Annotated in this window: 19 protein-coding genes; 1 reads left to right on the forward strand and 18 read right to left on the reverse strand. The window is 33.3% G+C overall.

From position 1 onward, the window contains the following. Positions 1-66: 66 nt before the first annotated feature. From ACHAJD_RS06880 to ACHAJD_RS06895, 4 genes are all read right to left on the reverse strand, one after another. The gene (locus ACHAJD_RS06880; RefSeq protein WP_435585121.1) at positions 67-1,419 is read right to left on the reverse strand and encodes an aldehyde dehydrogenase; all 1,353 of its coding nucleotides are present in this window, start codon (positions 1,417-1,419) and stop codon (positions 67-69) included. Positions 1,420-1,428: 9 nt separating this feature from the next. Then, on the reverse strand, positions 1,429-2,133 hold the full coding sequence (locus ACHAJD_RS06885; protein WP_435585122.1) for an SDR family NAD(P)-dependent oxidoreductase: 705 nt from the start codon (positions 2,131-2,133) through the stop codon (positions 1,429-1,431). Positions 2,134-2,185: 52 nt separating this feature from the next. After that, a complete protein-coding gene (locus ACHAJD_RS06890; RefSeq protein WP_435585123.1) occupies positions 2,186-5,872 on the reverse strand; it encodes a hypothetical protein in 3,687 nt (1,228 codons plus the stop codon). 73 nt (positions 5,873-5,945) lie between these two features. Further along, positions 5,946-7,118 (reverse strand): DNA polymerase IV, encoded by a 1,173-nt coding sequence (locus tag ACHAJD_RS06895; protein WP_435585124.1) that lies wholly within the window; start codon positions 7,116-7,118, stop codon positions 5,946-5,948. 74 nt (positions 7,119-7,192) lie between these two features. Here ACHAJD_RS06895 and ACHAJD_RS06900 point away from each other — a divergent pair, with 74 nt between their 5' ends. Further along, positions 7,193-7,363, forward strand: coding sequence for a hypothetical protein (locus ACHAJD_RS06900; RefSeq protein ID WP_435585125.1), 171 nt, complete (start codon positions 7,193-7,195; stop codon positions 7,361-7,363). A gap of 27 nt (positions 7,364-7,390) precedes the next feature. On the opposite strand, the gene recN is transcribed toward ACHAJD_RS06900, so the two are convergent. The 14 genes from recN to rdgB all read right to left on the reverse strand — a co-directional run bounded on the left by recN (position 7,391) and on the right by rdgB (position 21,383). Then, positions 7,391-9,067 (reverse strand): DNA repair protein RecN, encoded by a 1,677-nt coding sequence (gene recN, locus ACHAJD_RS06905; protein WP_435585126.1) that lies wholly within the window; start codon positions 9,065-9,067, stop codon positions 7,391-7,393. Positions 9,068-9,075: 8 nt separating this feature from the next. After that, complete coding sequence (locus ACHAJD_RS06910; RefSeq protein WP_435585127.1) at positions 9,076-9,843, reverse strand: TlyA family RNA methyltransferase; 768 nt, start codon at positions 9,841-9,843, stop codon at positions 9,076-9,078. After that, positions 9,830-11,683 carry a 1-deoxy-D-xylulose-5-phosphate synthase gene (dxs, locus tag ACHAJD_RS06915; protein WP_435585128.1) on the reverse strand — a complete coding sequence of 618 codons (1,854 nt, stop codon included), beginning with the start codon at positions 11,681-11,683 and terminating at the stop codon, positions 9,830-9,832. The genes ACHAJD_RS06910 and dxs overlap by 14 nt, the downstream gene beginning before the upstream one ends. Positions 11,684-11,695: 12 nt before the next feature. Continuing rightward, positions 11,696-11,911, reverse strand: coding sequence for an exodeoxyribonuclease VII small subunit (gene xseB, locus ACHAJD_RS06920; protein ID WP_435585129.1), 216 nt, complete (start codon positions 11,909-11,911; stop codon positions 11,696-11,698). Next, complete coding sequence (gene xseA, locus ACHAJD_RS06925) at positions 11,904-13,187, reverse strand: exodeoxyribonuclease VII large subunit (RefSeq protein WP_435585130.1); 1,284 nt, start codon at positions 13,185-13,187, stop codon at positions 11,904-11,906. The genes xseB and xseA overlap by 8 nt, the downstream gene beginning before the upstream one ends. 7 nt (positions 13,188-13,194) lie before the next feature. Beyond that, positions 13,195-13,572: a transcription antitermination factor NusB gene (gene nusB, locus ACHAJD_RS06930; protein ID WP_435585131.1), complete on the reverse strand. Its 378-nt coding sequence runs from the start codon at positions 13,570-13,572 to the stop codon at positions 13,195-13,197. Between the two features lie 98 nt (positions 13,573-13,670). Then, entirely contained in the window at positions 13,671-14,732 is a 1,062-nt protein-coding gene (locus tag ACHAJD_RS06935; protein WP_435585132.1) for an extracellular solute-binding protein, read from the reverse strand. Beyond that, on the reverse strand, positions 14,729-15,535 hold the full coding sequence (locus ACHAJD_RS06940) for an ABC transporter permease (RefSeq protein ID WP_435585133.1): 807 nt from the start codon (positions 15,533-15,535) through the stop codon (positions 14,729-14,731). Before ACHAJD_RS06940 ends, ACHAJD_RS06935 begins: the two co-directional genes overlap by 4 nt. Then, positions 15,532-16,344: an ABC transporter permease gene (locus tag ACHAJD_RS06945; protein WP_435585134.1), complete on the reverse strand. Its 813-nt coding sequence runs from the start codon at positions 16,342-16,344 to the stop codon at positions 15,532-15,534. The genes ACHAJD_RS06940 and ACHAJD_RS06945 overlap by 4 nt, the downstream gene beginning before the upstream one ends. Continuing rightward, the gene (locus tag ACHAJD_RS06950; protein ID WP_435585135.1) at positions 16,337-17,374 is read right to left on the reverse strand and encodes an ABC transporter ATP-binding protein; all 1,038 of its coding nucleotides are present in this window, start codon (positions 17,372-17,374) and stop codon (positions 16,337-16,339) included. The genes ACHAJD_RS06945 and ACHAJD_RS06950 overlap by 8 nt, the downstream gene beginning before the upstream one ends. Before the next feature lie 225 nt (positions 17,375-17,599). Beyond that, a complete protein-coding gene (locus ACHAJD_RS06955; protein WP_435585136.1) occupies positions 17,600-19,291 on the reverse strand; it encodes an alpha-glucosidase in 1,692 nt (563 codons plus the stop codon). A gap of 120 nt (positions 19,292-19,411) precedes the next feature. After that, entirely contained in the window at positions 19,412-20,260 is an 849-nt protein-coding gene (locus ACHAJD_RS06960) for a DegV family protein (RefSeq protein WP_435585137.1), read from the reverse strand. A 13-nt stretch (positions 20,261-20,273) separates the two neighbouring features. Continuing rightward, complete coding sequence (locus ACHAJD_RS06965; protein ID WP_435585138.1) at positions 20,274-20,789, reverse strand: metallophosphoesterase family protein; 516 nt, start codon at positions 20,787-20,789, stop codon at positions 20,274-20,276. A gap of 12 nt (positions 20,790-20,801) precedes the next feature. Continuing rightward, positions 20,802-21,383, reverse strand: coding sequence for an RdgB/HAM1 family non-canonical purine NTP pyrophosphatase (rdgB, locus tag ACHAJD_RS06970; RefSeq protein WP_435585139.1), 582 nt, complete (start codon positions 21,381-21,383; stop codon positions 20,802-20,804). Position 21,384: the final 1 nt, after the last annotated feature.

Below are 21,384 nucleotides of genomic sequence, written 5' to 3' on the forward strand. Positions count from 1 at the left end.
ACATTAAAGATTTAAATTCAATATTTTTAAAAGATGGGTAAATAAAAAGTAAACAACCGTGGTTGTTTACTTCAAAACTCTCTTTATTAATTTTTCTTTGTTTTTATACGGTGGATACGCTAATTTAGAGTCATATTTAGTCGTTTTTTTAATATAGGTTTTATGGTGAGAGAATGTTTCAAATGATTGCTTACCGTGATAACTTCCAATACCCGATGCCCCTACACCGCCAAACGGTAAATAGTGTGTGGCAACTTGGGTGATGGTATCATTAATGGCCCCACTCCCAAAGGAAAGTTTATTAAACACATCATCTTCAACTGCTGCATTACTGGTAAATAGATATAACGCGAGTGGTTTATCAAGTGTTTTTAACTTGTCAATGACTTCATCTATAGTTGTAAATGTAATCATAGGTAAAATAGGGCCAAATATTTCTTCTTGCATGATTGCATCATTAAAAGAGACGTTATCCATGATGGTTGGTGAGATTTTATGCGCATTAGCATCTTGAACATTTCCATAGATCACTTTTTTTTGATCAATTAAATTAATTAAACGGTTATAATGCTTAACATTTACGATTTTACCGTATGAATCATCTATCTCTGGATAAAATGCATCGATTGCAGCTTTTAGTAATGGAATAAATTCTTCCTTAATGGATTCATCAATGTAAATATAATCTGGGGCAATACAGGTTTGTCCTGCATTGATGAATTTACCAAATACAATTCGATTAGCTGCCACTTTCAAGTTAGCTGTTTTATCTATAATTACAGGGCTTTTACCCCCAAGTTCAAGTGTGACTGGAACTAAATTTTTTGCAGCTTCTTGATAGATAATTTTACCGACTTGGGTACTTCCTGTAAAAAAGATATGATCAAAAGGTAGTTTAATGAGTTCACTTGTAACGTCTTTCCCACCCGTAACCACACGGATATATTCAGGATCAAATGTTTCTTCTATCATTTGCTTAATGATTTGCTCTGTGTTTGTTGTATACTCACTTGGTTTTATAACCACCGTATTACCCGCTGCAATGGCTCCTATTAATGGTTCAATAACTAAATGAAAAGGATAATTAAATGGTCCTATTATAAGCACTTGTCCCAGCGGTTCTGGTTTAATATAACTTTTTGTGAATAAATGGTAATATGGTGTTTTTTCTTTACGTAATTGCATCCATTTTTTTAAGTGTTTTTGGGTTTTTCTTATGGAATGAAGGGTAAAGCCTATTTCAGTTGCATAAGCTTCAAATGAAGATTTATGCAAGTCTTTGTATAGTGCTTCTTTAATTAAAGATTCATACATTTTAATGGCTGTATACAACTTTTTAAGCTGCTGTTTTCTAAAAGTATAGTCTCTAGTTACATCTTGGTTAAAGTAAGCTCTTTGACGGTTTAAATAATCTTTCATTTTGCACCTCTAATCTGGGTAAATCATTTTTTTACTGACACCACCATCAATGGTAATGACTTCTCCATTGATAAAACTATTTTCTGGGTCTGATAAATACATACATGCTTTTACAATATCACTTGTTGTGCCAACTCTATTTGAAGGATGGAAGAAATGGTCATGGTCTTTTATTGGTTCATCCTTACTGTTTATCCATCCTGGTGCGATGGCATTTACTGTAATGTAGTGCGCTTGTAAGGTTATGGCTAAACTATGGGTTAAAGCATTTAAAGCGCCTTTAGTGACTGTATATGGGATGGTATCTTTTTCACTCATCATGGCTCTTGTTGATGAAATGATAATGATTCTTCCTGTTTTACCATAATATTGTTTTGTAAAATACTGCGATAAGAAAATTGGAGCTTTTAAATTAACGGCTAAGACATCATCTAACGCATCTTGTGTTAAATCAAGAAACGTGTTATCACCGTCTGCCGCTGCATTATGAATTAAAATATCGATTTGTTTTGCATGCGCATAGGCTTGATCAAAAAAATCTTTTAGTTGATTAACTTTTCTTAAATCTGCATGGACATAGTGATAATCCCCAGTGATATTTTCTTTTGGAGTAAATGGTGCCATATTAATCACTTTGAACCCTTCTTTTAGATAAGCTTTTACTAATGCAAGCCCAATTCCAATAGACCCCCCTGTAACAAGTACTGTTTTCATAAAAATCCTCCTTTTTTAAAAAGGGCGCAAAACGCCCTTTTATAAAGTTTTTTTAATCACTAACAACAAATGTAATGCTATCAAATAGTACTGTTTCATTTCCTGTTGACTCATTTAAGTCTAGTTCACCAACAATGGAAATTGTGTATTCACTTGAACTGTTGTATACATCTGTGAATGTATATGAACTTTCTCCAATAATATAAGTAATTCGATCAATTTCTATACCGTCTTCATATAAAATGAGTTCAACAGAATCTGTTACTACAACATTATCTGGATCGCTAAAACCACTTACTTCAACGTTAATATCACTACCAGATACGCTTATTTCACCAAATGTTGGGTTCGGGCGTACTTTGGCTAGTGTTTGGATTGTTTTTTCAAATACTAAAACATTTTGTGGGCCTTGGCCATATTCTAAATCAAATGTTCCACTGATTCTAACAGTATAGGCATGATTTGACCATAGTTCTAAGAACTCTATGGTTAGTTCATCGCTTAAAATAAAGCTGCTTCCTACTTGGTTGTCAGATTCATCATAGAATCTAATAACTAAATTGCCCGTTAACACGTCGTATGCATCGTTATAAGATACTCTTATACGCATGCTTTCTTTTCTTCTTGTTTCAGTCATCGTAATGATTGGTCTTAAATCAAGACTATTGATTTCTACTTGAGCAAGCGTTGCATCTTCGATGATTTGGCCTTCATTTAAATCATAATTTGCAATAATTTTTATTTCATAGGTTGCATTGTTTAATAATTCTATGAAGGTAACACTTTGCATAGGTGATGTTATGAGTTCGGTTGATACTACAGAACCATTTTTGAGTAAGACAGCCGTTAAAGTGCCCACTACTATTGTCGTATCGTTATCATCGGTGGTTACATTGAAGGTTACTTGACCTTTACCATAGACAATATCTGTAATACTTGATGTTGGGACTTCTTTACTTTCTGTAACAAACTGAACCGTTCTTATAATTGTTTGGTTGGCTTGTCCATCGTTAAGATCGTAAGTATAAACAACTTCTATGGTGTAGGTGTTATTAGATAATAAGTTTGAGAATACGCGTTCTGATAAATCCATTAACGAATCTACTAACGTAATTCCTAAGTATAAATTGATGGCTGTAATTTCACCAACATTATCTAAATCGACTGTATCAACAGTAAACATAACTGATTCAGTGCTTACGTTTTCAATAGCTAAATCTACTGATGGTAATGCTTTAGCTGAGGTTACTGCAGTTATACTTTCAATTAGCGTTTTTTCACCAGTTCCGTCGTTTAAATCATACGTATAAACGACTTCTATGGTATAGGTGTTATTAGATAATAAGTTTAGGAATGCGCGTTCTGATAAATCAGTTAACGAATCTACTAACGTACTTCCTAAGTATAAATTGATGGCTGTAATTTCACCAACATTATCTAAATCGTCAATGATTACATCAAACATAATACTTTCTGATGTTACTGAATCTTCTTCTACTGTAATACTTGGAAGGAATTTTTCTAAAGTTGTAAATTCAGCGGTTGATGTAATATGTCTTAAGCCTTCGTTATCATTTAAGTTATAAGCATAAGTCACTCTAAGTTCATAGGTTGTATTCGATTGTAAGTTTGTAAAGGTTCTTAAACTTAATGGGTCTAAAGATTCTACTAACGTGTTGTTTAAGTATAACTCGATTGATGTGACTTCACCGGTTAAATCAGTATCGGTTACAGCTAGTATAAAGGTAAGTGAGTCTTTGTTTGGAGTAAGCGATAACTCAACACTTGGTGTAGCGAGTGCTCGTGTGGTGTAATTCATTTCATAAAGTGTTAATGTTTGATTACCACTTGTATCTCTTAAATTAAACATTGCTTCTAATACAAACTGGTATGCTTGATTGTTATGTAAGTTTGTGAGCACAATCATAGTTTCTTCCGTATCTAATACAAATGTTTCATTGCCATATTTCAAATAAAGTTCAGTGATGGTTGCATCATTATCATAAACAACATAATTTATTTGGAAACCATTACTCACTTCAACAATACTTGTAATAGAAGCAATTGGTGCTTTGGCTGCAGCACTTGTTTTAGTGTATGTATATAAGTGGACATTTTCCACCGGACCTAAGCCATCACGAAGGTCATAATCGACGTAAATTTTAACGGTATAGGCATGTTCATAATAAACATTAATACCTTCAAATGTATACGTTCCACCTTGTGTTGGTAAGATAAGCGTCTCAATGAGTGTGTCGTTTTCATAAAGTTCTGCAATGAATGTGTTTGGAACGACTGTATTACTAGGATTAGCAAGTGAGGTAGTAAATGATACACTGCGTTGATTTAATGTCATCGCAGATATCGTTCCTGAAGGGATAATGTTTTGACTTGTATTAATAACGGTTTCAAAAATAGTATCTCTTCTTACACCTTGCCCGTCTTGTAAATCATAATCTGCTTCTATTTCGATTCTAATAAACGTATTAGAAAGTAAATTATCAACTTCAAATATGAGTTGTCCATCTAGTAAGTTTGCTTGAGTTAATATAACATTGGTTACATCATTATAAAGAACTGCGGTTAGCGTTGATAAATCCACAATGCCACCGGCTTCTAAGTTCGATGCATTGATACTCAGTACTAAGCGACTTTGAGAAACAGAAATCACTTGTGCATTGAGTTCAGGAATTTCTCTTGCAGTGGTTTGTGCGGTGCTTGATGAGAGTAAAACATCTTCTCTAAGTCCTATTGCATCGTTAAGATTAAAATCTGCTAAAATGCGAATGGTATAGGTATTATTATTTAATAAACCACCGAAATTAATATCGTTTAACGCGTTCGGATTTAATATTTTTGTTTCAATTACATCACCGTTTTGTAATAAAACCGCTTTTAATCCGTCTTCGACTAAAACGTTTGATGGATTATTTAGGCTTACATTAAATGTAATTGAATTTTCAGTAACACGCACGTTTAAAATGCTAGAACTCGGTGCTGTTTTAGCGGTGGTCTTATACGGTTGACTGTCAATTAATAAATATTCTGTTTGAACCCCTTGACTATCTTCTAAATCATAATCGACTTTAACGATTAGTTCATAGGTTTCATCACTTAGTAAATCTTCAAACACTAAACTATTCACACCACGATTTAACGAACGTGTATCGATTAGTGTTCCATCTAAATATAATCTTGCTTGTGCTGATGCAGGTATAATGACTTGATCGACATCAAGTAGGTTTATTTCAAACTGCAAGGCTTCAGAATGTAATGAAAAACTTGGAATGGTTGCAGTTGGTAAACTTTTTAATACAAATACTTCATAGACGTTTTCAGTTGTTACATTAAATCCCCTTACAGCATCTGATTCATCTAAATATTCTATACGCTGAACTGTATATTCAGTTAAACCGGTAATCTGTCCAACCGATAAGTATAAAACAATCATACTATTTGTTGAGGTTTCATCAAAACGGTTTGTGCGGTATGTTGTTTGATTAATCGTTACCGTATTAATCCTAAAATTTGATGGATTGTTAAGATGGACTTCAACTCGAATCATGTCTTGTTTATTAACCACATAAGGATCGATTTCTCCATCTAATACCGGACTTCTATCTTCTACTAAAATGTGCGAGAAGGTTGGTGGTGTTTGTTGGACGATATCATCTGGTCTACATGCAGTTAAAATTAAAATAGTTAGTGAAAATAAAATTAATGATACGATTTTTTTCATGGTTCACTCCCCCAATTTAAACGCCTAATCTATGCGTATATTTTACCATAATAATCTAAAAAAACAATTGTCTTTATTCCTTTATTCCTTTTTTAAGCAATGGCGTTTTATAGTTTTCATTAATACTTTTTAATAATTTTGAAATATGTTCTTCTTTTTCAAGCGGTTCTTTTGCTTCGAAAATGTTTATTTGTCTAAATAAGGTTTGATGTTTTTGTAAGTTTGATGTGGATACCCCGAGTAAATGAACGGGTTTATCATCATAAAGTTCATCAAACAAAAAATCAACGGTTTCTTTAATTTCATCTGGATTTTGTGTGTGATAAGGTAGTGAATAATGCTTTGAATGATTGGTAAAGTCATTGGTTCTAACAGATACTGCAATCGTTTTTGCTGATAGTTCATGACTAGTTAACCGTTTGATCACTGTTTCAGTTAACTGGTCTAGTGCTTTAACCATATCTTCATAAGTATGTAAGAATCCTTCATAGGTTTTTGAATTACCGATACTTTGAACGGTTTCAGCACGAGATGGATCAACTTGGCGATGATCAATCCCGTTTGCTTTAGCAATAAAACTATCCGTTTGATTCCCTAAAAATTTTGATAAGGTATTCATATCTTTATATAGGGCTAAATCTTTAATTGTATCAATACCGAGTAGTTTTAGGTTCGGAACCGTTTTTTTACCAATACCATGCATTTTCTCAATAGGTAGTGGCCATAATTTTTCTTCAATGTCACGTTTTCTTAAAACAGTAATTCCTAACGGTTTTTTCATATCGGAAGCCATTTTAGCTAAAAACATGTTAGGGGCTATGCCAATTGATACAGGCAGGTTCAATTCTTTCATTAGGTAATCTTGAATTTCTTGAGCAATATCTAATGGATGTTTATCCTTTAAGTCCTCTGTAATATCTAAATAGCCTTCATCAATGCTGGCAGGTTCTAGTTGATTTGTGAATGTAGACAAATAATTAAAGAATTTTTCGCTATACATTTCGTATAAAGCAAAGTTCGGTGGGACTATTTTGATATGAGGACATCGTTTTTTTGCCTCATAAACATTCATCGCGCTGCCTACACCGAATTTGCGTGCGGCATAATTAGCCGTTGTTAAAATACCGCGATCGCTATTTTGGGCAATCCCTATTGGATGATTTTTTAATGACTCGTCTTGGGCTTCTTCGCAACTTGCGTAAAAAGCATTTAAGTCAATATGAAAGATTATTCGGTATTTTTTCATGCAATATCTTTCCTTTTTTTAAATTTTGCGATATAATGACTTAGCATACGAACAATATGATTTGAGGTGATTCCATGCCAGAGAGCAGAAAACGTCCTAAAAAAGCACGTAATGAAGAAAAAGCTGTGTATAAAAATCCTTTAAAGAAAAAATGGGGACGCATTGTTATAATTATTTTAGTCTTCGGATTCTTACTAGGTACAGTAGCTGGGACATTCTTCTTACTTTTCCAAATGTTTAGATAAGAGAAAAAGCACAGGTGTGCTTTTTTTTTATTTTTTAAGTAACGCTTCAGCACCTTTTAGCGCATGCTCATTGACTTCATCAGATGAAATCATTATGGCTAGTTCATTAATTCTTGATTGAATATCTAAGGTTTTTATATATGCTTTTGTACGAGATGATTCTTCAGTTTTATAGATATAATAATGATGATCTGCTTTAGCCGCAACTTGTGGTAGATGTGTAATTGTAATGACTTGGGTGTTTTCTGAGATTTTTTTCATTTTAAGGGCAACTTGGTTCGCAACAAACCCGCTTACACCGGTATCTATTTCATCAAAAATCATGAGTGATAAGCCCATGTTTTTAATAAGAATTTCTTTTAATGCTAGCATAATACGACTTAACTCTCCACCACTTGCTACTTTGCTTAAAGGTTTTAAGCTTTCACCAACGTTTGTAGATAAGTAAAAGTCAATCTCATCAATGCCATCTTCTTTAAATAAGGTGGCATTTTTTATATCATTAATACTTACATCATTAAAGACGACTTGAAACACAGTTTGTTTTAGTTCTAAATCTTTCAAAAGTTCAAGTAACTTCGTTTCTATGTGTTTTGCTTGATCAATTCGTCTATTTCTTAACTCATAAGCTTGTTTTTTTATTGCATCATATGAGCTTTTTAGTTTTTCTTCTTTTGTTAATAGTGCTTCATCATAATTTTCGAATTGATTAATTTCTAGTGTGAGTTCATCTTTAAATGAAATAAGTTCATCAATTGATTTTCGATATTTTCTTTTCAACGTGTTTAAAGTATGCAGTCTATTTTCTAGTGTTTCTAACTCATTTGGATCAAAATCAAGTGTGGCTGCTTTTTGCGCGAGGTCATCTTTTATGTCATCTAACTCATAATAAGCGCTTTTTAAGCGTTCACTTAATGATTGATAATTATCATCATAAGATGAAATGGTGCTTAGTTGGTTTGATGCTTCATAAATGGTTTCTAGTGCTTGTTGGTTTTTAATCGCATCTAAACTGTTTGTGACTGCTTGGAATATTTTATCAAAGTTTTTTAGCGTGTCTAGTTGTTGCGTGATTACTTCTTCTTCATTTTCAGTTAAGTTATGTTTTTCAAGCTCATCAAGTTGAAAACGCATGAAATCCATTTTATCAAGGGCATCATCATTAGCGTTTAATAATTGGTTATACGCTTTTAAATCTGCTAAATACGTATGTCTTTTTAATTGATAATCTTTTAATAATTGGGCAATAGACTCATCATAGTGATCAATGAGTGATAAATAACTTTCTGGATTAATTAATCGTTTCGTGTCGTGTTGCGTATGAATGTCTGCAAGGTGTTCAGTGATGATGCGTAAATCTTGTAAGGTTACTGTTTGACGGTTAATTTTTATGATATTAGCACTGCTTGTGCTTACTTGTCTTTTTATGAGACATTCTTTATCCAAACACGGAATATCTAAAGCTTTTAATACCCTAATCACTTGATCACTTAAGTTCACAAATAATCCGGTTATTTCACAATATTCTTCACCTGTTCTAACCACACCTGAAGACGCACGATCTCCAAGTAAAAGACCGATTGCATCAATCAGTAGACTTTTACCGGCACCAGTTTCACCAGTTAATGCAGTCATTCCGTTTTCAAATTCAACTTCTATATTTTCTAAAATTGCAAAGTTTTTGACGGATAAGTATTTTAACATAGTGCCTCCTACTTAAGTGTGTCGTGTGCGCTTATAACAACGTTATCAGTTTGAATATAATTGGTGGTTTGATTAATGAGTGCTAAAAATTCGATGTTCCCGCTCCCACCTTTTAAAGGTGAGAAGGTTAGTTTTTGAATATATAGTTGGTGCTTGTTTAAGGTTGTTTGGTAATCTGAAAGAATTTTTTTATGAAGTTTTATATCTTTTATAATCCCGCTTTTCGGAGTTAATAATGATTCAAATTGTGGCTTTATTAAAACAATTAATGACGCATTAAATAACGCGTTTGCATGCTGTATCAGTGGCAATGATGATGTAAAACTAACATCCATTAGGGTGTAATCAATCGGTTCGCTAAACGGTTTATCAAGCGTAAGAAAGTTGGTTTTTTCCATTAAGTTTACACGTTTATCTTTGCGTAAGACTTCCACCATTTGTTGCGTCCCTACATCAATGGCAATGACCCCTTTAGCGCCATGTTTAAGCGCACAATCAGTGAATCCGCCAGTAGATGAACCCACATCAACAATCATCAAGTTCGTAAAATCTAACTTAAAGTCATTAATCGCTTTTTCAAGTTTTAATCCTCCTAAACTTACATAAGGATTATAGGCTTTTAAGACGGTAATCGTATCCGTATCTTTGATTTGTGTTGACGGTTTTACGCAAACTTGATTGTTGATTTTTATGCGTTGATGCTTAATTTCTATTTGTGCTTGATGTCTTGTTTTAAAATAGCCGTTTTCTACTAAATATACATCAAGTCTTTTCAATGGAATCACTCACTTTTTTTAAGATACTATCTGCATCAAGTCCGTAACGTTTTAACATGGTTTCTTTATCACCTTGTGGCACAAATGCTTCATGAAAGCCCAAACGAATGAATGTATTATACTGTAAGGTTTGATCTGAAAAGTAATCACGAATCATTGACCCTAATCCACCAGTAAGTGTGGATTCTTCAACGGTAATAATCGGCTTACTGCGGTCAATCAACCGTAACACTTTTTCATCTAATGGTTTGATATACCTTGCGTTTATTAATGTATAATCGAGTGATTCTTTATTAATACGATGTTCTAATTCACACACCAACGAACCAAATGTAATAATTGTTGCTTTTGACCCTTTTGTTATTACATCCCATGAAGGAGGGATTTCATCAAATGTTTCACCGTTTTGAACAACATATACATCTTCTCTTGGATAGCGGATTGCAATAGCACCTTTGTGCGTGTTAAAGGCATATTCTAGCATGCCATATAGTTCTTGTGTATTTTTCGGGTGTGCAATCGTGATATTAGGAATATGCGATAACATAGGAATATCATAGATGCCTTGATGCGTTTCACCGTCACCACCGACTAATCCAGCGCGGTCAATCCCAAATATGACATTGATATTTTGACGGGTTACATCGTGAATGACCTGATCATAAGCTCGTTGTAAAAACGTTGAATATATGCTTAAAAATACTTTAACGTTTTTTAAGCCTAGTCCAGTGGCTACGCCAACAGCAGTTTGTTCCGCAATACCTACATCGATAAGTCTATCGGGATAGGCTTCTTCAAAGGCATGTAAATCAGAACCGCCTATCATTGCTGGGGTCATGACATAAAAATCAGGATCATGTTTAGCCCGTTCAACCAAGTATCTAGATACAGCCTTAGAATAACTTACTAAATCTGCTTTTTTGCCTTTAATAAAACAACCACTTTCAATTTCAAACGGACTGACGCCATGCCAAATACCTAAAGTATCTACCTCAGAATGATTGTATCCTTTACCTTTTTTTGTTCTAACGTGTACAATACATGGTTTGTTGGCTTGTTTGGCAATTGTTAAGGCGGTTAATAATGATTTAAAATCATGCCCATCTAAAGGCCCATAATAATCATACCCTTGGTCTTCAAAATAGCTTTGTCCACTAATAAAACCTTTCATACGTTTTTCAAGTTTTCTTGCAAAACCTCTTAAAGGTTTTGGTGTAAATTTCATTGTAGTTTTGCTTAATCTTTTCACACTTTTTTTCATACGTATTTTAGTAAGAATTTTTGATAAATAGCCAACATTTTTACTAATACTCATTTCATTGTCATTTAAGATGATAATTGGGTGTTTGCTTGCATCATGCCCCATGAAGTTTAGTGCTTCAAGTGCCATACCGTTGGCTAAAGCGCCATCACCAATTAACATGATTACATGACCAATGTCTTGATTATATTTTTTTGCATAAAGCATCCCAGCCCCAATAGCAAGTGAGGTTGATGCATGCCCAGCTTCCATCACATCATGAATAGATTCAGTTCTTTTTAAAAATCCACTTAAACCATCTGTTTTTCTTAACGTATCAAATAGTGGGGCTCTTCCTGTCAATATTTTATGTGTATAGGCTTGATGACCGACGTCAAAAAGGATTTGATCTTTTGGTGAATCAAATACTTTATGTAATGCTATGGTAAGTTCTACTGCCCCTAAATTACTTGATAAGTGTCCACCCGTATGACTAATATTTTCAATTAGAAACGCACGGATGTCCTCGCTTAATGAAACGAGTTCTTTAATGGATAAGTCTTTTAAGAATTGGGGGTCTTTTATATCGTAAACATTCATGATAACACCCCTTTATTCAGTAATTTCAAAGTCCTCTTCTTTTTGATCTTTAATAACTTTAGTTAGTACTTTTTCTGCTTGTTCTAATAATTTGTGACAATGTTGTGATAAAGCCATACCTTCTTCGTATTTTTTAACGGCTTCTTCTAAAGGTAGTTCACCATTTTCAAGTGCTTGAACAATTTCTTCTAAAGTTTTTAATGCTTCTTCAAACGATTGTTTATTCATGTGTATCACCTTTTACTTTCTTTATTATTTTTGCTTGTACAACACCATCATAAAAATGAATGTCTAAAATATCTTTTTCTTTTATATCATCAATACTTTTTAATATTTTTCCGTCAACCTTGGCAAGTGTATACCCTTTTTTCATAATCGATAATGGGTTTACATATTCTAAATGCTCGATGACTTTTACAAATGATTTTTGTTTGCTTTCTATAAGTAATTTATATGCACGATGAAGTGATTTTTCTTTTTGATTAAGATCGTTTTGACTTTGCACGAGCCTTTTTGAAGGATGTAAAATACGCAGTTTATCATCCAAATATTCAAATCTAGTCGAAAATGGTTGAAGAATACGTGCGGGATCTTTTAAAATATAGCGACTAGTTAATTGTGTAAGATGTCTGTTTTTTTGAAAGTTTAAACGTTTTAATGCATCAATGAGTCGTTGTGAGGCTTGGTTGATTTCTTTATGCAGTGTGACTTGATCAGGCACTGCGATTTCAGCAGCACCAGATGGTGTCGGTGCACGCATATCAGCAACAAAATCCGCAATCGTAAAATCTGTTTCATGTCCAACCGCAGAAATAATCGGTATTTGAGATTCAAATATTGCTCTGGCAACCATTTCTTCATTGAATGCCCATAAATCTTCAATACTTCCCCCGCCACGTCCTAATATGATTACACTATTTTCTTTATTTGAGTTAGCGCGTTTGATATTTTCGACAATTTCATATTTCGCATTATCACCCTGGACGGTGGTTGGATAAATGAGAATCTTAGTTAGAGGGTAACGACGATTAATAATGTGAATAATATCTCTTACAGCCGCCCCTGTTGATGAGGTTAATACCGCTATTTGGTTTGGAAATTTAGGGATTTCTTGTTTATGTCTTTGATCAAACAATCCTTCTTTTTCCAAGGTTTCTTTTAGTTGTAAGTAAGCTTGATATAGATTTCCAAGCCCAACTTCTTCCATGCTTTCAACATAGATTTGATACCCACCACTCATTTCAAAGACGCTAATATAGCCTCTTACTAAAATATGCATCCCGTCTTTAGGGGTGAATTTCACCTTCCATGCATTCCCTTTAAACATCACTGCACTAATTTGAGCGTTGTCATCTTTTAAGGTAAAATAAAAATGCCCACGTACATTATGTTTAAAGTTTGAAACTTCGCCTTCTAAAAGGACGTTCTTTAAGTGAACGTCTGAATCAAACTTATACTTAATATATTTTGTGAGCGCTGTGACTGTTAAAGCTTTATCTGACATATTACCCCTACTTATTTACTGTCTTTTTAATTTTATCTAGAACACTATTGTTAAAAGAAACGGCTTTAGAATCTCCTTCATCAGTAAAGGTTCTTGTTAGATTTAATGCCTCATTTATAATAATTTCTGCTGGTGTATCTGTTGCATACATCTCATAGACTGCTAGTCTTAAAATTGCTCTATCAACATAAGAAACACGTTTAAGTGTCCAGCGTTCTAAATGCTCGCTAATGAGTGTATCAATCTTAGGGAGATTATCTAATATCCCCTGGATCATTTCATCGACAAACTCAAACTCTGTTAGCGTAAATTTTTGCATATCATTCATATCTAATTTATAGAGTTCCTCAATAATGAGGGCACGTTGTTCTCGTCTTGATTTCATGTGATTACCACCTATCATAATATCATAAAGATTTTATCATAAAACCGCAAAAATAAAAAGGAAAAACACGTTTTCCTTTTTATAAAATCTTTGTTTTTTTACCCTAATTTTGCACGATTTAAAATTTGGTTTAATGTATTCGAATGTGTCTCGCTAATATAACGGTAAGCTTCTCTTGTTGAACCGACTGGTTGTGGGTAATAATGTTCGTAGTCATATTCATATTCTTCGATCATTACATCATAGACTTCAACAATGACTGGTGTATATCCTACCCAATCAGCATTTTCTGCAGCTACTTCAATATCTAAGAAGAAGTTAATAAATGCATGCGCTAATTCGATATTTTGACTTGTAGTTGGAATAACAAATGCATCAATCCAAATATTGGTGTGAATTGGATTATAAAAATCAAAGTTTACTACTTCATCTTCTTCTTCGTATAAGAACAACATTTCAAAATAATCCCCTGAGTAAACAAGTGCCATATCTAAACTACCTAAAGCAACATCGCCTTTTAAATCATCTTCACCGAAACGAAGGAAATTAGCGTTTCTTAGTAAGTTTTCAGCTGCTAATAACTCAGTTTCATCAGTGGTATTAACGCTATAGCCTAAACATAATAAGGCTGCGCCAACCGCATCACGCGGTGAATCATACATACCAATATTAAATGGACTATTTTCATCAAATAAGGTGCAAATTCCACCTGCTTCTAGCGCAGCACGAACTTCTGGTTTGCTTGTATTAAACATAATCCCAATCGTCCCAAAGAAATAAGGAATCATGTAATCACCAAAGGTCTCATTTTCATAAAGATTACGTGCATCTTCAAAAAAATTAATTTCTGCATAATTAGGTAATAAATCTTTATCAATTGGATTTAATAAGCCTTCTTGATGCAGTTTATCAATCATGTAATCACTTGGTATAACAATATCGTAGTTGGTAATACGCTGTTTTATTTTTAGTTCCATTTCTTCATTAGAACCGACTGTCTCATAAACAACACGAACATTATGTTCTTTTTCGAACTCACGAACTAAGTCTAAATCCATGTAGTCTCCCCAGTTTAACACATATAATCTTTCTTTAGCCCCACACCCTGCAAGACTAAATGTAAATAATGCTAAAGCAATAACAATCATTATTTTTTTCATCTTATTTCTCCTTTATTTTTTCTATCTTTACTACTTAAATAATTAAATGTAACCATAATACTAATGGTGATAAATACGATTAATGTATTATAAGCGAAAACTTCTGGAGAGATTTGTCTTCTTGCAAGTCGTGAATATATCAGCGTACTTACATTGTGAAAATCTCCTGCTTTCATGAAATAGCTAATAATAAAATCGTCTATACTCATGGTAAAAGCAATTAAAGCGCCCGCAATCATACCTACTTTTATAGAAGGAATAATAACATAGATGATGGCTTTTAATTTGGTGGCTCCTAAATCTAAAGCAGCATCAAACAAATTGGCATCTAGTTGTTTTAATTTTGGTAAGACACTTAAGATTACAAATGGAATACTAAAGAATATGTGCGCAAGTAACATAGTCGGAAAGCCAAAACTTACACGTAAAAACCTAAAAATCATAAATAACATAATTCCTGTTACTATATCCGGATTTACCACTGGTACGTTATTTAACACCATGAAGCGCAAACGCTTTTGTTTACTTAAACTATGAATCCCTATAGCAAAAAGGGTTCCAATGATTGTACTAACTAAAGTTGATATAACCGCAACTCTTAACGTAACAAATATCGCAGCCATTAGGGCTGTATCATCAGGAATTCCGCGATACCATCTTAAGGTAAACTCAAACTCAGTAAATGTAAACCTTGATCCATGCACACTTATCAAAAGTATGATAAATATGGGTAAATAGATGATGAAAAATGTAAAGACCATTAAGCTAACTTGTATAATGGTTCCAAATAAATTTCGTTTCATAATAAGGTCTCTCCTTCCTTGTCAAATCTGACAATTAAGGTGAATAACCCTAGCATAAAAATCATAACAACAAACGAAACGGTGGCTGCAACATTAAATGACCCTCTAAAAATTTCTTTTTCAATTAGATTACCTAGTAATAAAATTCGTCCTCCACCTAAACGTTCAGGCAAAGCAAACGCTGTCATACTTGGTAAAAGTGTCATAATTACGCCACTTACAATCCCACCTAATGATAATGGAAACGTAATTTTTAAGAAACTTTGCGTACTACTTGCGCCTAAATCTCTGCTTGCTTCAATTAACGATTCATCCATTTTAACTAATACACTATAAATCGGAAAAATCATAAATGGTAAATACATAGAAATCATTGCGATAATAATCGCAAAATCCGTCCCAATTAAGTCATAACTTAAATTAAAGATATTTAAGATTGATACCGGTTTGAATATATTTTCCCAAGCAATAATGCGTACAATCATGTTACTCCATATAGGAATAATTAATAACGCAACATACAATGTTTTATTTTCATTTTTCATTCTTGCAAAATAATACGCTACAGGATATCCGATAAAAAAACAAATAATCGTCGTAATTCCTGCATACTTCATACTGTTTTTAAAGGCGACTATAAAGATTTCATCGGTCAAAAAATTCAAATGTTGTCCCGTAAACCTAAACTGATAAGGGTTAAAAATATGAAATGTAGAGATCACCGCTAATATGATAAAAACACTCGGTATAACAATAAGTAAAATCATCCATATTAAATAGGGGGTGGTTAATCGTTTTAAACTACGCATCTTTTTTCATTACATGGATATCTTCTTTTTCAAACTCAAGATAAACATGGGCACCTACTTTTTGAGCATCGGTTGAATGGATGATGTACTCGCGGTCATGAACATAAACGATGATTTCATAATGAACCCCTTTAAAGGTAATATCAGTAACGGTACCGTGGATACCTGTACCTTCTTTTTTAAGTTCAATATCTTCTGGCCTTAATACGATATCTACTGGTACATTTTCACCAAACTCAGCATCAATACATTCAAACTTAACCCCTTCAAATTCAACGAAATAATCTTTTATCATATGACCCGGAATAATATTGGATTCGCCAATAAAAGACGCCACAAAACGCGTTTTTGGTTCGTTATATATGTCTTCAGGCGTGCCTATTTGTAAGATTTCACCATCACGCATAACAACGACGGTATCACTCATGGTTAAGGCTTCTTCTTGATCATGCGTAACAAAGACAAATGTAATCCCTAATGCACGCTGCATTTCTTTTAGTTCATATTGCATCTCTTGTCTAAGTTTTAAATCAAGTGCGGCTAAAGGTTCATCTAGTAATAGTAATTTCGGCTTATTCACCACAGCCCTAGCAATGGCAACACGCTGTTGTTGACCGCCACTTAAGGTTTTAATATTTCTTTGTTCAAACCCTTCTAGCTTAACTAACTTTAATGCTTTTTTTACAGCTTCTTCAATTTCTTCTTTAGGCATTTTTTTCATTTTTAAACCGAATGCAATATTATTAAAAACATTTAAATGGGGAAATAATGCATATTTTTGGAATACCGTGTTAATTTGTCGTTCATGAGGTGGCGTATCGTCTAAATAAGCCCCATCAAAATAAATAGATCCTTCATCAATCGACTCGAACCCTGCAATAAGTCTTAACAATGTTGTCTTTCCACAACCAGAAGGACCGAGTAGGGTAATAAATTCATTTTCACGAATATATAAGTTTATGTTTTTTAATATTAATTCATCATCGAATGATTTGCTTAAGCCTTTGATATCAACAAGTTTTTTCTCCATTTCGATGCCTCCTAAATTGTATGGTTTATAAAGGGTAAACACATACCCAGTTAAACGGCGCTTTTGATGTATATAGTTTAGTATTGATAAACTATAAAATTATTATAAATAAACAATATCACCTAATTATATTAAATATAGAAAATATGTCAATAATTTGAATGATTAAAATAAGATAAAAACGGTTTCAAATAAATCAATAAAAAATAGAAATGCAATGCATTTCTATTTTAAGCGTTTTTTTCTATATATACGTGCTTCATAGGGGCTAAAATCCATAGAAAATTGTGTGGCTTTATCTTTATCATCATTGGTTAGATAAAGCTCATAGCCTTCATAATCGAACGCCACTTGCATCGTTAATGATGTTTCTTTAAAATTGGCTAAAACTAAATACTCAAAATCTTTTCCTACTGTGTGAATATTGAATGACTGTGGATGTTCTAAATCAATAAATGTTACATCAGCATGTGCTAAATCTTCTTCTTTTCTTAGTTTGAGTAACTGTTTATATGTATTTAGAATGGATCCTTCTTGTTGGGCTTGTCTTTGAACGTTGATGACTTCGTAATTATGATTAATTGGAATCCATGGTGCATGTTCAGAAAAACCACTATATAATAAATTATTCCATTGCATTGGGGTACGGGCATTATCACGTGAGCGATCTCTTAATGCTTGCATCGCAACTTCGTGAGATGCTCCATTATTCATAAAGTTTTGATATTCAGTAAACACTTCAACATCTCTAAAATCGTTTAAATTTTGATAGTCAACATTGGTCATCCCAATTTCTTCACCATAATAAACAATCGGTGTTCCTGGAAGTAAATACAAAGTGTAGGCAAGCATTTTTGCACTTTTTTCATGATAGATGTAATCATCATTACCATAATGTGAGACAATACGTGGTTGATCGTGATTTGCCCAATAAATCGTATTCCAACCTTTGTTTTTAAAAAGATCAATCCAATGAGAAAAACTATGTTTAATTCTCGTAACATCAACTTCGCCTTTTGCCCATTTACCTGGTGTAAGTGTATTATGTGGATCACAATCTACCCAGCAATGTTCAAACTGAATTAACATGTTAAATTCGTTCGAATCAAACCCTGCATATTGTAAAGCTTCTTTCTTGGTTGCCCCACCGGCTTCTCCAATGACCATCACATTATTTGGTTTAAAAATTTCTTTACCAAGTTCTTCTAAATAGTCATGGTGTTTAGGTAAACTTGAAAAATGTTCATAACCAGGTTTTGCATCAGGAAAATCCCAGTTTTTTTCTAGATGATTAGATGCATCTACTCTAAAGCCATCTACACCTAAATCAATCCACCATTTAATCATGGCTTTTAGTTCTTCTTTCATCGATTGATTTCGCCAGTTTAAATCAGGCATTTTTTTACTAAATATATGGAGATAGTATTCATCTGTAGCTTCATTATATTCCCAGACCGGGCCACCAAACCAGGAAACCCATTCTGTTGGTAACTTTCGTTTACCAGAATCGTCATATTTAGGTTTATGCCAAATATAATAATCGTGATATTTTTCAAACTCAGGATGATTGGGATCTTTAGCTTTTACAAACCAAGGATGTTCATCGGAAGTGTGGTTTAATACTAAATCAGTGATTATTTTCATGTTGCGGCGGTGGGCTTCATTTAATAATTGTTTAAAGTCTTCAATAGTCCCATAATCTTCACTGACTTTAAAAAAGTCTCTAACATCATAACCATTATCATCCATAGGTGAATCATAATGCGGACTAATCCAAAGGGTGTTTACACCTAAATCTTGTAAATAATCTAGTTTTTCTAAAACTCCGTTAATATCACCTATACCATCGTTATTAGAGTCATTGAAACTTCTTAAATACACCTGATATATTATGGTATCTTGCCACCATTTTCTCATCGTAACACTCCCTTTGTTCTTTATCTATTATAGACTACATGAAAACGCTTTAAAAATCAAAAAGTATTTAACTGTAACCATTCTCTTATTGACAATAAAAAATCATCATTGCTGATGATTTTATCTTAAAATGTATAAAATACCTATGGTCCCTTTTCCGCAATGGCTTGAGATAACGCATCCTGCATGTGATTCATAAATATTTTTAACTTTAACTTTACCTTTTAAAGCTTCATAAATATATTCATAGGTTTCATCAGCAAATGAATGGGTAATCATTAAAAATTCTGGGTCAAGACGTTCATTTAAATCTAAAACTTCTTGTACCAAAATTTTCGCTCCGTTTTTTGTGTTTATACGGGCTTTTTTCCCCACTTGCATTTCACCGTTTACTACTTTAATAATTGGTTTTAATCTTAGCATTGTCCCCATTAAGTTTTGTAAACCGTTAATGCGTCCACCTTTATGAAGATAATCAAACGTGTCAATGACAAACTGGCTACGCACTTTAGGTACAAGTGCTTTAACTTTTTCAACAACTGTTTCGGCATTATCGCCTTTTTTAATAAAAGAGGCAGCTTTTAATAATAAAAGTCCAGATCCAGACGATAAATTTTGTGAGTCAATAAGGTAGATATCCTCAGTTTCAATCATATCTTTAGCGGTTTTTGCACTAAGAAATGTTCCTGAAAACTTTGATCCAATACCAATATATATGATTTTATATCCATCTTTTATGTAGCGTTCAAAGGTTTCTAAAAATGCCCCAGGACTTGCCGCTGCGGTTTTAGGGAATACCCCTGTTTCTTCGACGATTTTATACATTTTTTCAGGGGTTAAATCAATCCCATCAAAATACGATGTTTCTTCAAAGTTAACATAAAGTGGTATGACGTCTATAGTATATTCTTTTAATAACGTTTCTGGTAGATCGCAGGTACTGTCTGTTATTAATTTAATTTTATCCATGATTGTCTCCCTTTTAAGTAAATGATTTAAGTTTCATTTCTTTCTCAGATATAACGCTGTGTTGTCTTGCATCTAACCATTTAAATAAGCAATATTCTGGTTCAATATCAATGGTTAAATAACTCTCAGTTAAATCCCCTTTGCTTTTATAAACTGATCCAGGATTAGCTAATACACGTTTTTCTACGACATCAAATGCAGCCACATGGGTATGACCATATAACGCCACATCAACATCCGTTTCTAACATGCGTTCGTATAAAGTTTCTATCCCACTTCTTATGTTATATTTATGACCGTGGACAAGTAAAAATTTTGTCTGATTAATGACCATTTCATGTTCATATGTAAAGCCTGCATCAAAAGGATAGTTCCCTTTGATTGCAATAATATCGTGTTTTTCTAAAAAACTTGATTTAAGTTCCGAATCACCTAGACTAATAATATATTCTACGTTTTTGTTTTCTCTTAAAATAGCTTCTAATCTTTCTTTTTCTTTGTGAACATCACTTACAACTAAAATCTTCATATTTATCCCCCTTTAATACTCTTTAGCCAAATAATCTACCACTTTTTGCAAAGCTCTTGCTCTATGTGAAATTTTATTTTTTGCATCAAAACCGAGTTCGGCTAACGTTTTAGTATAGCCTACAGGTATAAATAATGGATCGTAACCGAAACCTTCATCCCCTTCTAAAGCGGTATGAATATATCCGTGAAGTTCCCCTTTAAATGATTCAATGTGACCGGATTTATCTATTAATACAATCATTGTCACGAATTTTGCTTGTCGGTTATATTCGTGTTTCATGGTTTCTAACATTTTTAAATTGTTTGCTAAATCAGTGCCTTCATTAGAATAGCGTTTAGAATGCACACCTGGTGCATTATTTAATGCGGCTACTTCTAAGCCAGAATCATCTGCTAAAACCATTTCGGTTGTATGTTTTCTAACGGCGTGGGCTTTTAAAAGGGCGTTTTTTAAAAACGTATCCCCCGTTTCTTGAATTTCTTCTAAGTCAAAGTCAAACAGTGAAAAAACTTCAAAACCAAGCGGTTGAAGTATTTTTTCATATTCTAATAACTTCCCTTTATTTTTGGTGGCAATGATAATTTTTTTCATT

The sequence above is a fragment of the Liberiplasma polymorphum genome, from assembly GCF_043951795.1.
GTDB lineage: Bacteria > Bacillota_I > Bacilli_A > Izemoplasmatales > Izemoplasmataceae > Liberiplasma > Liberiplasma polymorphum.